The sequence below is a fragment of the Nonomuraea fuscirosea genome (assembly GCF_035917475.1).
Classification (GTDB): Bacteria; Actinomycetota; Actinomycetes; order Streptosporangiales; family Streptosporangiaceae; genus Nonomuraea; species Nonomuraea fuscirosea.
The window spans coordinates 10895749-10908271 of the sequence record NZ_CP109074.1 but is presented as its reverse complement, the minus strand read 5'-3'; the positions used below and the strand labels follow the sequence as shown (position 1 = coordinate 10908271).

The window sequence follows — 12523 nt, the reverse complement described above, 5'->3', positions numbered from 1 at the left end:
CGGCCGGCCGACAATGGACGGGGGTTGACCGGCGGACGAGTTACGGAGCGTGTGGTGAAACTCGGCGGCGTGTCGCGAGTGTTGCTGATCGAGGACGACCCGGCCGTGCGTGAGGGCCTTGAGCTGGCCCTGAGCCGGCACGGGCACCGGGTGCGCGCGGTGGAGTCCGGCGAGCTGGGGCTCGACCGGCTGCGGGCGGACGTTCCCGACGTCGTCGTGCTCGATCTGATGTTGCCCGGCATGGACGGGTTCGAAGTCTGCCGGCGCATCCGGGCCATCGGTGAGGTGCCGATCATCATGCTGACCGCGCGCGGCGACGACATGGACGTGGTGGCCGGGCTGGAGGCGGGCGCCGACGACTACGTGGTCAAGCCGGTGCAGCCCAGGGTGCTGGAGGCGCGCATCCGCGCGGTGCTCAGGCGGATCGGCCGGGACCAGGCGGAGCTGGAGCGCTACCGGGATCTGACCATCGACCGGGCCGGGCTGGTGGTGACCAACCGCGGCGAGCCGGTCAGCCTCGCCCCGACCGAGCTGCGGCTGCTGCTCGAACTGTCCGGCACGCCCGGCCGGGTGCACAGCCGGCAGCAACTGCTGGAGTCGGTGTGGGAGCAGGACTACTTCGGCGACTCCCGCCTGGTGGACGCCTGCGTGCAGCGGTTGCGCGCGAAGATCGAGGACGACTCGGCGGCGCCCGTCTACGTGCAGACCGTGCGGGGGTTCGGCTACCGGTTCGGGCCGGTGTGAGCGGCCCGTGAGAGCACGGCCGAGCCTGGGGTTGCGCGCCCGGCTGCTGTTCGCGTTCGCGCTGCTGTGCGTGGTCACCGCGGCGGCGGTGGCCGGCGGGAGCTACGTCAACGCCCGCAACGACATCCTGCAACGGGCCCAGGACGCCGCGGTGGAGGCGATGCGGAGCCGGCTGGAGGCGCTCTACCCGTTGCGCACCGCGACGCCGGGGCAGGCCGAGCTGGACGAGATCGCCCGCGCCATGACCGAGGGCAACACCTTCACGGTCGCCGTCTATCACGACATGTACGCACCATCCATGCTGCGACCCGCCCACCCACCACCGGACCACCAGTCCCAGGACCGCCGGCCCCAGGACCGCCAGCCCCAGGACCGCCGGCTCCAGGACGACCCGCTAGGGGACGACCCGACCCAAGACGGCCCGCCCCAGGACGGAACGCCGGAGCGCCGGCGGCCGGCCATGCCACCGGACGCGCCGGTCGCCGATCTTTCCATGATCCCGGGCGGGCTGCGGCAAACGGTGGCCGGCGGCCAGATGGCGTGGAAACGCCTGGTGTGGCATGGGCAGCCCGTTCTGATCATCGGCGCCCCGCTGCTGATCGCCGACACCGAGGCGGACCGGACGCCGCGCGTGTCCGGCATCGAGGTCTACACCGCGCTCAGCCTGCTTCCCGAGCAGCACAGCATCGACGAACTCGCCACGTACGCCTGGATCACCGGCGGGGCTGCGCTGGCGTTCGCGGTCCTGCTCGCCTCGCTGGCCACCCGTGGCGTGCTGCGTCCGGTGCGCGAGCTCGGCCGGGCGGCCCGCCTGCTGGGCGAGGGCGAGCTGCGCACCAGGATCGAGGTCCGCGGCTCCGACGAGCTGGCCGACGTGGCGCGTACGTTCAACCACACCGCCGCGGAGCTGGAACGGCACGTCGCGCAGCTGCGTGAGATGGAGGCCGACGCCCGCCGGTTCGTGGCCGACGTGTCCCACGAGTTGCGCACGCCGCTGGCCGCGCTCGCCGCCGTCGCCGACGTCCTCGACGAGGAGGCGGCCGGGCTGCCGGAGCCGGCCGGCCGGGCCGCCAGGCTGGTCAGCCAGGAGACGCTCAACCTCACCGGGCTGGTGAACGACCTGATCGAGATCAGCAGGTTCGACTCCGGCGTCGCGGCCCTCGCGCTGAACGAGATCGACATGGCCGAGCTGGTCCGCGCGACCCTGCGGGCCCGGGGCTGGTCGGAGTCGGTGCGGACCGAGCTCGCCTCGGGGGTGACGGCCCGGCTGGACCCGCGCCGGGTGGACGTCATCCTCGCCAACCTGGTCGGCAACGCCCTGCGGCACGGCGAGCCGCCGGTGTCGGTGCGGCTGCGCACCGACCCGTCCTGGGTCACCGTCGAGGTGCGCGACCACGGACCCGGGCTGGACGAAGCGGCGCTGCCGCACGTGTTCGACCGGTTCTACAAGGCCAGCGCGACCAGGGCCAGGTCGGAGGGCAGCGGTCTCGGCCTGGCCATCGCACGGGAGAACGCGCGCCTGCACGGGGGCGACCTCACCGTCGCCAACGCCCCGGACGGCGGCGCCGTCTTCACCTTGCGCCTCCCCCGCCAGGCACCCGACCCCGACGAACGGACCGAACGCCCGGCGACCGGCTCGGACAGCCCCGACGAACGGACTGGACGCCCGCCACAGCCGGCGGACGGCCCCGACGAGCGGTCCAGACTCTCGCCACGACGGGCGACCGGCCCGGACAAGCGGACCGGACGCCCGCCACGACCGGTGGACGGCCCGGATGAGCGGATCGACGTGGGAGGTTCCGAGTGAGGAGAGGGTTTGCCTGCCGTGTGCTCGCCGCCGGCCTCGTGTCGCTCGTCGCCGTGGCCGGCTGTGGGGTGCGGCCGAGCGACGTCATCCCCGTCGGTCCTCCGCCCAGCGGAGCCGTCGTACCGGCCCGGCCGGTCACCCTCTACCTGGTGGAGAAGGGTCGCCTCAGCCCGGTGACACGACCCGGTCGCCGGCTCTCCCAAGCGGACACGCTCGCGCTGCTGGCGGCCGGGCCCTCCGCCGCGGAACAGGCGCGCGGCCTCACCACCGACATCCCGCTCGAAGCCGACCCGTTCTCGGTGATCACCGGCCCGAACGGCCGCGTCGTGGTGACCCTGTCAGCGAGGGCCGGCGAGCTGTCCAAGCGGGCGGTCGAGCAGATCGTCTGCACGGCCGCCGCCGCGACGCCCCAGGGCCGCGCCGAGGTCACCGTCACCGGCACCGCCAAGCACGTCGACCCCCGGAACTGCCCCGCATAGCACCGCGATCATCCCGGAACCGCCCCGAGCAGCACGACGCTCATTCCGCGTCCGGTGCCGACCAACACGGCGATCATTCCACGCCCAGCGCCGAGCAGCACGGCGATCAATCCGCGTCCGGCGCCGGCCCGATCTGCGGCGGCGTGGCGGAGCCGGCGGTCAGCTCGCGTCCCTGGTTCAGGGTGTGGTCGAGCTGCCTGGCCAGCAGCGGAAGGGTCGCCGGAGGAAGATACGCGTCGGCGCCGGCGTCGAGCAGCCGGCGTACCGGGCCGTGGTACCGGACCCCGAGTTCGGGATCCTCGATCTCGGTGACGACGACCCGCGCCCGCGGAAAGCTCGACCGCAGCGCCGCGATCAGCTGCGGGCTGCCGGCGGGCACCAGCAGCACATCGGCCGTGGCCGGGGCCGCGTGCAGGTCGAGGACCACGTAGTCGGCCCCGAGCTGGGTGGACAGCGCGAGCCGGGCCGCCTTCGACAGCTCCATGGCGGTGACCACGACCGTCACGCCGTCGTAGTCGGGCGGCGCCTGTTCGCCGGGCTCGTCGTCCGGGGCCGCACGATCGACGACGGCGCCCTCGACCACGTCGATCGTGCTGGAGATCGTCGCGATCGACGCGCCGTCACGGGTGAGGATGATCTCCGCACCGGGCTCAAGGGCGTCGACGAGCGCCACGACGTCGTCGGGAAGGCGCGTCACCTCGACCCGCGGGGTGGCACGTGGGGTGCGTTTGCGGATCATCATCCCTTTTGGATGCATCCGCACGGCCGCAGGTTCGGCACCGCGCCCGACTTTCCCGTACGCGACCGTGCTGAAGGAACCGCCGCCGCGAGCCGTACATCGCGCCAGGAACCGATGCGAGGTGATCAGGCGATGCGGTAGCCGACCCCTCGGGCCGTCGTGATCGCCGGGGGGTCGCCGAGTTTGCGGCGCAGGCGGCCGACCGTGACCGTGACGGTGTTGGTGAAGCTGTCGGCGTTCTCGTCCCACACCCGTTCCAGCAGGGTCTCCGCGCTCAGGAAGCCCGGGCTCGCCCGCAGCAGCGCCTCCAGCACGGCGAACTCCTTCACCGAGAGGTCGAGCTGCCGCCCGTCGCGGACGACGGTACGGCCTACCGGATCCAGCACGATCCCGGCCACGTGCAGGGTCCGGGGCCGCGCGTCCGGGCGGCGGCGGGCCAGCGCCCTGATGCGCAGGATCAGCTCGGGGAAGTGGAAGGGCTTGGCGAGATAGTCGTCCGCGCCCAGGGTGAGCCCGCTGACCCGGTCGCCGGGCGCGCCGGCCGCGGTCAGCATCAGCACCATCGGCCGCTCCGCCCGTTCGGTGAGCAGCCGGCACAGGATGTCGCCGTGCAGCCCGGGCAGGTCCCGGTCCAGGACCACCACGTCGTACGCGGTGAGGTCCGCCTTCGCGGCGGCGCTGAGCCCGTCGTACGCCAGGTCGACGGCCATCCCCTGGTCGCGCAGCCCTTCCGCGACGACCTCGGCGAGGGCGTCGTCGTCCTCGACCACGAGAATCCTCATGATGCCCCGACCGGCGCCTTCGCGACCGGCGCTCCAGCGACCGGCGCTCCAGCGACCGGCGCTCCAGCGATCGGCGCTCCAGCGATCGGCAGGGTGATCGACACGCGCAGGCCGCCCTCCGGCCGGGCCAGCAGGTCGAGCCGGCCCCCATGGGCGGCGGCCACGGCGGCCACGATCGACAGGCCCAGGCCGGAGGAGCCGGTACGTTCGCCGCCGAGCCGTTCGAAGGGCCGCGCCAGCCGGTCCACCTCCCGCTGGTCGAACACGGGCCCGCCGGTCTCGACGACGAGCACCGTCTCCCGCGAGTCCACGGATCCGATGATCCCGATCCAGCCGCCGCTCTCGTTGTGGGTCACGGCGTTGTCGACGACGTTGCCGACCAGCCGCGCCAGCAGCGCCGGGCTCCCCACGACCGCCGTCTCCCGCGGCACGTCCACCGAGACGCTCAGCTCCTTGCGCCCGACGTCCGCGGACCTCTCCCGCAGCGCGGCGTCGACGAGGTCGCCGAGGTCGACCGGCGCGGTGTCGGCCGGCGGGCCGTGCTGCGCCCTGGCCAGCACGAGGAAGCCGTCGAGCAGGTGGTCGAGCCGGTCGAGCTGCCGGCGTACGCGGGCCGCGAGCGCCACCGTCGAGGGGGGCGGGTCGGGCTTGGCGATCGCGACGTCCAGCGAGGCCCGGATCGTCGCCAGCGGCGTACGCAACTCGTGGGAGGCGTTCGCGACGAAGCGCCGTTGCGCGGTGAACGACGCCTCCAGCCGTCCGAGCAGCTCGTCGATGGTGTCGGCGAGGTCCTTCACCTCGTCCGCCGGGCCGGTGACGGCCAGGCGGCGATCCAGGTTGTCGGCCGAGATGCGCCGGGTGACGGCCGTGATGAGCCGCAGCGGCCGCAGGACGCGCCTGGCCAGCACCCGGCCGAGCAGCACCGAGACGGCCGCCATCACGATCAGCGCGAGCAACGAGCCGACCAGCAGTTGCCGGGACTGCTGCGTGTGCACCGCGGCCAGCTCTCCCTCCAGCTCCCTGATGCGCTGGTGTGCCGCGGTGAGGCCACCCTGGCCTGGCGGACCTCCGGCCGAGCCGGCCGGGGCGGTCTCGGTCAGGCTGCCGCCGGAGAGCAGGAAGGCCAGGGCCAGCAGCCCGACGCCCGACAGAAGGAACACAACGGCGTACAACATCGTGAACCGTGCGCCCACGGTCCCACTGCGCGGCCCGACCATGCTCCCAGCATGCCCTGGGGAACCTAACAGCAGCATGACGGGGCCGATTCGGGCCGTGTTACGCGCGCGGACGTACAACCGACCGCATGTCGACCACCGAACTGCTCCGGCGGGAATGGAACGCGTTCCGCCGCCCGGGGCGGCTGATCGCCCTGGCCTGCGCGGCCGTCACAATCGTCGCGCTGGGGCTGCTGCTCGCGCTGAACAACCGTTCGTCCTGCCCTGGCGCCTGCCCGGCCGTGCCCGTCGCCGCCGACGGGTCCGTGGTCAGTGACACGTTCTGGTTCCTCCATCGTGACCTGGGCCGCGAAGGCTCGATCACCGTGCGGATGACCTCGATGACGGGGACGATCACGTACCCGCCGCCGAAACACGACCGGATCGTGCCCGGGCTGGTGCCGTGGGCGAAGGCCGGGATCATCGTCAAGGACGGCACGCGGCAGGGCTCGCGGTACGCGGCGCTCATGATGACCGGCCGCCACGGCGTGCGCTTCCAGCACGACTACCGGAACGACGTCGCCGGCGGCCCCGGCGGAGTCTCCGCACGCTCTCCCCGCTGGCTGCGGCTGACGCGTTCCGGCGACGTGATCACCGGTGCCGAGTCCACCGACGGCAACCGGTGGCACACCGTCGCGACCGCGACGCTCGACGGGCTGCCGGACACCGTGCGGGTCGGCCTCTTCGCCGCCTCCCCCGGCGACCTCACGCTGCGTGAGACCGGACTCGGCGGGGCGATCGAGGAGGTCAGGTTCACCCAGGCGGTGGGCGTCTTCGACCATGTCACCGTCGAGGGCGGCGCCGCCGGGGCGTGGGACAGCGACGCGGTCGGCTCCATGAACCACACCGACTGGGAGAAGCACCACAACGCGTCGGGGGCCGTGGTGAAGGACGGCGTCATCACGATCAGCGGCACCGGCGACATCGGGCCGGTCAGCGAGGACGGTGCGCGGGCCGTCGACAACACGCTGCCCGGCCTGCCGATCGCCCTGATCATCCTGGTCGTCATGGCCGCCCGCTACGGCACCCGCACGGCCGGCGAACTGACCGGCCGCTACGGCACCCGCACAGCCGGCGAGCTGACCGACCCCCACGGCTCGGCGGTGTCGCGGCGGGTGGTCGTGATCCGGGCGCTGGTCCTCGCGGGGGCCGTCTTCGCCACCGGGCTGGTCGCGGTCGGCGTCGTCCTGCCCACCGGCCTGGCGGGCATGAAGGGGAACGGCATCGTGCTGCCGCCGCTGCCGGTGCTGACCGGCGTCCGGGTGGTCGCCGGTCTCGCGGCGGTGCTCGCCCTCTGCGCCGTCGTCGCGTACGGGATCGGCGTGCGGTTGCGCCGCGGGTGGACGGCGATCGTCGCCGGCGTGTCACTGATCGCCCTGCCGTACCTGATCACGGCGTTCCCGCTGCTGCCCGACACGGTCTCCGACTGGCTGCTGCGGCTCACGCCGGCGGCCGGGTTCGCGGTCAAGCAGACTTTGGTGGAGTATCCGCAGGTGACGCAGCACTACGCGCCGTCGGCCGGGTATTTCCCGCTGCCGTGGTGGGCCGGGCTCACCCTGCTCTGCGCGTACGCGCTGATCGTCTCGCTGATCGCCGCCCGTTCGCCGATCGGCGGCGACCGTGAGCAGCCGGTCAGACGAGGTCGACGGTCTCGTGCAGGCGCATCCGGCGGTTGAGCGCGGCGGCGAGCCGCACCACGGCGGTGCGCGGCAGCAGGCGCGCGGGCCACGTCATGGCCCTGGTCACGGCCCGGCCCGGGTAGGAGACCGCGCGCCGCCTGGCGTAGTCGTCCAGCGTACGGGCCGCGATGCCCTCCGGCGTGTCGGCCACCCGGGAGTCGATCGTGGCGGAGGTGCCGTCGAAGAAGCCGGTCGCGATCGCGCCGGGGTGCGCGGCCATGACGTGCACCCCGGTGCCGCGCAGCTCTTCGGCCAGCGCCTCGCTGAAGGAGAGCACGAACGCCTTCGTCGCGGCGTAGCTGGCCTGGTAGGGCAGGGGCTGGAAGGCCGCGGTGGACGACACGTTGATGATGCCGCCTGAGCCGCGGGCGACCAGCTCGGCCCCGATCGCGTGGGTCAGCGCGAGCAGGCCGCTGACGTTCAGGCTGACGGAGTTCAGCTGCGGCTGGAGCGGGCGGGTGAGAAACGGGCCCGCGCTGCCCATGCCGGCGTTGTTGAGCAGCAGGTCGACGGTCAGGCCGCGGTCGTGCAGCTCCCGTACGATCCGTTCGGGACCGTCCTGGGCGGTGAGGTCGCCGACGATCACCTCGGTGTCCTGCCTGCCCTGCGCCTCGTCGATCTGGGCGGCGAGCTCGCGCAGGTCCGCTTCCGAGCGGGCCAGCAGGATCACCCGCGCGCCCCGGCGGGCCAGCTCCAGCGCGTACGCCCGCCCCAGCCCCTTGGACGCGCCGGTGACGAGCGCGGTGACGCCTCGATAGTCGTCTCTCATCCGAACCTCCATTGCTTCGAGCCTCGAAGCAAAAGCTAGCACGATACTTCGATACTCGAAACGTCGTAGGATGGCGGCATGACCGCGCACGAGCTCACCGCAGTGGTCACGGCGACCTACGAGATCTGGATGCGCACCAACGCCCTGATCATGGAGGCCCTGGCCGGGCACCGGCTGACGCCGGCGACGTTCCAGGCGTTGTGGGCCATCGACCCGGACGAACCGCCGCCGTCCATGAAGGTGATGGCCGAGCGGCTCTACTGCAACGCCCCCAACCTGACCTTCATCACCAACCAGCTCACCGAACGGGGCCTGGTGGAACGCGCCGTGGACCCGTCCGACCGCCGCTCCCGCGTCCTGGTCATGACCCCCAAGGGCCGCGAGGTCCGCGCCGAGCTGCTCAGGACGACGCTGGAGAAGACCCCGCTGGGGGTGCTGTCGGAAAGCGAACTACGCCAGCTCATGACCCTGCTGAGCCGCGTCGTCCAACCCACGACACCCATCTCCGGCTAGAGGACCGGGCGTACCGGGATCAGGCGTACACGCCGCCGTCCACAAGCAGAACCGGCCCGATGACGTAGGAGGCGCGGTCACCAGAGAAGCCAGCAGCGGCCTGCGTGATCTCATCCGACGCGGCGCAGCGGGGTACGGGCGTTCGCCTACGCACAACGAAAGGCCCACCTCGGCGAGGCCCTTGGCGTTACGGGTGCGATCAACTGACAGGCTGGACTTTGCGCAGCGTCTCAGCCGCGTCGGTGCCGCGCTCGATCTTCGCCAGCACGGCTTCCATGATGTTGGGGTAGAGGTTCGATCCTGGTTCCAGGGGACCCAGGACGTGGGCCATCTCCAGGCGGTCGCCCACGGCGAGAGCCGCTACCAGCGGCACGCCTTTGAGGGTCCGGTCGACTGTCGTGGCGAACTCCGCGCCCTCGGCTGCCGTCAGCTTCTCGACCTGGTCTTCGGTGACCTCGACGTAGGCCCAGACGTTGACGTCCCAGGCGTGGCCCTCGATGCAGTCGAAGAGGAATGTGCGCCCCTGCTGGTCGATGAGCCCACAGGTCGGCCGGTCATGCTTGTCGTACACCGCGATGACCCTGGAGGTCTCGGAGGGCTGCCAGGGCTTCGCGCCGAACTGGAGACTTACCAGCTCACGCATCGCCGTCCTCCATCCAGACTGGTTGGCCGAAACACTCACTGAAACGTGCACTCTCATCGTCGGTCCAATCAGTATCCCCGTCCAGGCAGACAGACACATGGTCAGGGTTTCTTTTGCCCCCATCCAGGACAATCAGGAAGCCTGCCGCTCGCAGTTCGCCGGCCGTCGTGTGCCGGACCCCGTCATGCATGCTCGCGCTCCGTCGGCCGCGATACATCAAGTCAACCATCTCCTTGACGCTTCGCTCACCGATCGTGAGGGACAGGCCCTTCTCTCCTATCCGGAGCTGACTCCGGAAGGGAAAGATGCAGAATCCTGGGTTGAGTATGTTGCCGAACTGGGTCAGAACGGCATCGTCCGGAAGCCCGGCGTTGGACGGCCGGGGATCGGGCGGGCGGCTCGCTGGCATAGTTGACCATCATGCCCGCCAGCCCCGACAGGCACGGGGTTTCCGGCGGATCGGGTGCGGTAGGCGAAGGGGCGCCTTGTCGCCGGTGGACGAGGCGCCCCCGTCGAGGGGTCGTCAGAAGGACTGCCAGGTGCCGGCGAGGGGTTGTTGCTGGATGCCGGACGCGGACCAGTCGCAGACGCCCTTCGGGAAGAGGCGCTTGAGGCGGGTGAGCTGGGGGGCGGTCAGAGGGGTGCCGTAGGCGGTGGGGTCCACGGGGCGGAGGCGGCACTTGACGATGTCGCCGGCCATCGGGCTGCCCGCCACGAGGCGCGGTGAGGTCCACACCGGGTAGAGCGTGTTGCAGGTGGTGGTGCCGCTGCCCGCGACCTGGGGTTCGGTGATCTTGCGGGGGGTGGCGTCGCGGGTCCAGCAGGCGTCCGTGAGCTCCTGGGGCTTGTTCCTGACGACCTTGGCGCCGGGGTGGCCGGGGCGGTGGTCGGCGGCGATGGCGGTGAGCCACTGGTCCATCCGGGTCAGCGCCTCCATGAGGACGGGGCTCGACAGCGAGAAGCCGCCGTAGCGGTTGTCCTCGACGAGCATGACCTGGTTGGCGTACGTGCCGTTCGCCTTCTGCAGGCGTTCGCGGGTGGCGAAGGAGTGGAAGCGCATGTGGATGTCGCCGCCCGGCGCGTCGTCGGTGTAGGCGCGGTAGTCGATCATCGGCATGCTCGCCAGGCCCGCGCCCGCGTTGAGCAGCCGCCCGCTCCGGTACGCCGCCCGCGTCGCGGCCAGGTCGGCCCGCGTCCGCTCCGCCACGTGGTTGGCGTCGGCGTCGAAGCCGCCGATCCCCTCGTTGAGGTCGAGGAACTGGTCGACGGTGATCGTCTGGTCGCGCAGCGAGCCGAGCCCGTACTGGACACCGGTGTTGTCCAGAGGCCGCCGGGCGAAGCCGGTGTGCGGGTCGCGGCCGTAGACGTTCACGGTGTGGTCGTACACATCGCACCGCGCGCCGGCCGGGTTGGTCTCCGGGTGGTAGCGGAGCGCCGCGGGAAGCTGGCCCGGGCAGAAGATGCGCGGGTCGATCCGGCCGCCGCCCGCGGCGAGGTTCGCGATGCTCTCCCACCGGCCGAAGCCGGAGATCGCCTGCTGCTGCTCCTGGCTGAAGGCGCCGGGCGCGACCTCGCGGAAGTAGTGGTCGAGCAGGCGCGCGTCGGTGATCGCGTTCACGGTGGCGAAGCCGACCTCGGGGAAGCTGCATCCCGAGACGATGCCGTCGAGCAGGCCGGGGTAGTTGTCGCCGATCTGGTGCGTCTGGTACGACCCGCCCGAGCAGCCCCACCCGATCGTGAACGCCGGCGCCCCGTACGCCTCGACGAAGCGTTCCTTGACCATGCTCGTCGTCTCGGCGGCCAGCAGGTCGTTGCAGTTGTTGCCGAAGACGTTGAGCGACGACGACGCCACCGCGTACCCCTGGCGGAGCATCCTGTCGTCCATGACGGAGCCGGTGTTGCGGCCCTGGACGTACCATCCGCCGGTGCAGCCGCCGCCGAAGGTGTAGATCAGCCGGCCGTTCCAGCCGGGCGAGCGCCGCCACGGGTCCGGCGGCTCGGCGGCGGGGTCGGCCAGCATCGACATCTCGTAGACGGCCCGGTTGACGGTGCCGGTCTCCACCCGCACGATGTACGGCACCCGCTGCCCGGCGCTCGTCGTCGTCCAGGCGAGGTCGGCGGGGCGGGTCTCGTTCGCGGGCAGCGGCGCGAACCTGCCCGCCGTGGTGCGGTACACGTGGTCGACCCGGGTGGCGATCGAGCAGTCCGCGTCCGTGGGCGGGCCGAGCTTGTCGCCGGTGACGGTGGTGAACGCGGCCGTGTCGCAGATGAACGGCTGCTCGTGCGGCCCCGAGAACACCGGCCCCGTCACCGGGTGGTCGTCGAGGACGAGCCGGGCCCTCCCGGTGCCGGGGGCCGTCGCGGTGAGCACGTTGCGCCCGGCCCGCAAGCCCGTGACCAGCCCTTCGAGCGCGCGGCCCGCGTCGACCCGCCGGAGGCTCCCGGTCACGTCCGTGCCGTCGCGTTCGACCCGTACCTTCGCCACGGGCACTCCCGCCGGGAGCTCCAGGCGGATGAGAGCGTCGTGCGCGGAAACGACCTGCGGGCGGGACGACAGCACGGTGAAGGTCAGGCCGCCGCCATGCGCGACAGCGCCTGCCGCCGTCGCCGGTAAGGCGCCGTTCGTGGCCGCCGCGGACGGGCCGGCGATCGCCGTGGAAGAGGCGAGGACCACCGCGACCACTCCGGTAACGGACAGCAAGCGCGTACGACGCACAAACGATCTCATAGGGGGTTTGTACGTCAAAAACGATCTACAAGCCAGAGCCGATCCGCCCAGGGATCACCACTTACTGGAGCAGACCGAGATCCGGCGGGTGGAGAACTTCCCGATCTTGATGGACTTCTTCTTCGGCGCGATCCGGCCGTTGGCCAGGCGCTCCACCTTGAAGACGCCGGGCCGGCCACGGAAGTAGCTCGTGCCGGTCACCTTGCGGGCGGAGCCCGCGATGCCCGGCCCCTTGACGGTGACCGTCACCGCGCCCACGCGCGAACAGTTGAAGGTGAACTTGACGAGCGCGTACGGCGGCGTCGCCGAGGCCGAGGAGGGGGCGAACCCGATGGCGGCCAGGGCGACCCCCATCGCGAACGCGCTGGTGAGCACGGAACGTCGGACGGTGCGCAACATAGTGATCCTTTCCCGATGATCGCGGTC

At 71.8% G+C, this 12523-nt stretch carries 12 protein-coding genes; 5 read left to right on the top strand and 7 right to left on the bottom strand.

From position 1 onward, the window contains the following. The first annotated feature begins 69 nt into the window (after positions 1-69). The 3 genes from OIE67_RS50275 to OIE67_RS50265 are packed head-to-tail and all read left to right on the top strand — an operon-like array spanning position 70 to position 3030. Complete coding sequence (locus OIE67_RS50275; RefSeq protein ID WP_326634011.1) at positions 70-744, top strand: response regulator transcription factor; 675 nt, start codon at positions 70-72, stop codon at positions 742-744. A 7-nt stretch (positions 745-751) separates the two neighbouring features. After that, positions 752-2551, top strand: coding sequence for a HAMP domain-containing sensor histidine kinase (locus OIE67_RS50270; protein WP_326634009.1), 1800 nt, complete (start codon positions 752-754; stop codon positions 2549-2551). Beyond that, positions 2548-3030, top strand: coding sequence for a GerMN domain-containing protein (locus OIE67_RS50265; RefSeq protein WP_326634007.1), 483 nt, complete (start codon positions 2548-2550; stop codon positions 3028-3030). Before OIE67_RS50270 ends, OIE67_RS50265 begins: the two co-directional genes overlap by 4 nt. 106 nt (positions 3031-3136) lie before the next feature. Here OIE67_RS50265 and OIE67_RS50260 read toward each other — a convergent pair whose 3' ends face one another. The 3 genes from OIE67_RS50260 to OIE67_RS50250 all read right to left on the bottom strand — a co-directional run bounded on the left by OIE67_RS50260 (position 3137) and on the right by OIE67_RS50250 (position 5744). After that, positions 3137-3772, bottom strand: coding sequence for a hypothetical protein (locus OIE67_RS50260; protein ID WP_326634006.1), 636 nt, complete (start codon positions 3770-3772; stop codon positions 3137-3139). Between the two features lie 122 nt (positions 3773-3894). After that, the gene (locus OIE67_RS50255) at positions 3895-4551 is read right to left on the bottom strand and encodes a response regulator transcription factor (protein ID WP_326634003.1); all 657 of its coding nucleotides are present in this window, start codon (positions 4549-4551) and stop codon (positions 3895-3897) included. Further along, positions 4548-5744 carry a sensor histidine kinase gene (locus OIE67_RS50250; protein WP_326634000.1) on the bottom strand — a complete coding sequence of 399 codons (1197 nt, stop codon included), beginning with the start codon at positions 5742-5744 and terminating at the stop codon, positions 4548-4550. The genes OIE67_RS50255 and OIE67_RS50250 overlap by 4 nt, the downstream gene beginning before the upstream one ends. A 110-nt stretch (positions 5745-5854) precedes the next feature. On the opposite strand from OIE67_RS50250, the gene OIE67_RS50245 reads away from it, so the two are divergent. Next, the gene (locus tag OIE67_RS50245) at positions 5855-7441 is read left to right on the top strand and encodes a DUF1349 domain-containing protein (protein ID WP_326633998.1); all 1587 of its coding nucleotides are present in this window, start codon (positions 5855-5857) and stop codon (positions 7439-7441) included. Here the strand turns inward: OIE67_RS50245 and OIE67_RS50240 are convergent. Further along, the gene (locus OIE67_RS50240; RefSeq protein ID WP_326633995.1) at positions 7398-8213 is read right to left on the bottom strand and encodes an SDR family NAD(P)-dependent oxidoreductase; all 816 of its coding nucleotides are present in this window, start codon (positions 8211-8213) and stop codon (positions 7398-7400) included. The genes OIE67_RS50245 and OIE67_RS50240 overlap by 44 nt on opposite strands. A 78-nt stretch (positions 8214-8291) precedes the next feature. Between OIE67_RS50240 and OIE67_RS50235 the strand changes: the two genes are divergently transcribed. Then, entirely contained in the window at positions 8292-8726 is a 435-nt protein-coding gene (locus OIE67_RS50235) for a MarR family winged helix-turn-helix transcriptional regulator (protein WP_326633993.1), read from the top strand. Positions 8727-8925: 199 nt separating this feature from the next. Here OIE67_RS50235 and OIE67_RS50230 read toward each other — a convergent pair whose 3' ends face one another. The 3 genes from OIE67_RS50230 to OIE67_RS50220 form a co-directional block, all read right to left on the bottom strand. Beyond that, complete coding sequence (locus OIE67_RS50230; RefSeq protein ID WP_106241451.1) at positions 8926-9369, bottom strand: hypothetical protein; 444 nt, start codon at positions 9367-9369, stop codon at positions 8926-8928. A 523-nt stretch (positions 9370-9892) separates the two neighbouring features. Next, a complete protein-coding gene (locus OIE67_RS50225) occupies positions 9893-12070 on the bottom strand; it encodes a DUF6351 family protein (RefSeq protein ID WP_326633989.1) in 2178 nt (725 codons plus the stop codon). An 81-nt stretch (positions 12071-12151) separates the two neighbouring features. Further along, positions 12152-12496, bottom strand: a complete 345-nt coding sequence (locus OIE67_RS50220; RefSeq protein ID WP_326633987.1) for a hypothetical protein — start codon at positions 12494-12496, stop codon at positions 12152-12154. Positions 12497-12523 lie beyond the last annotated feature (27 nt).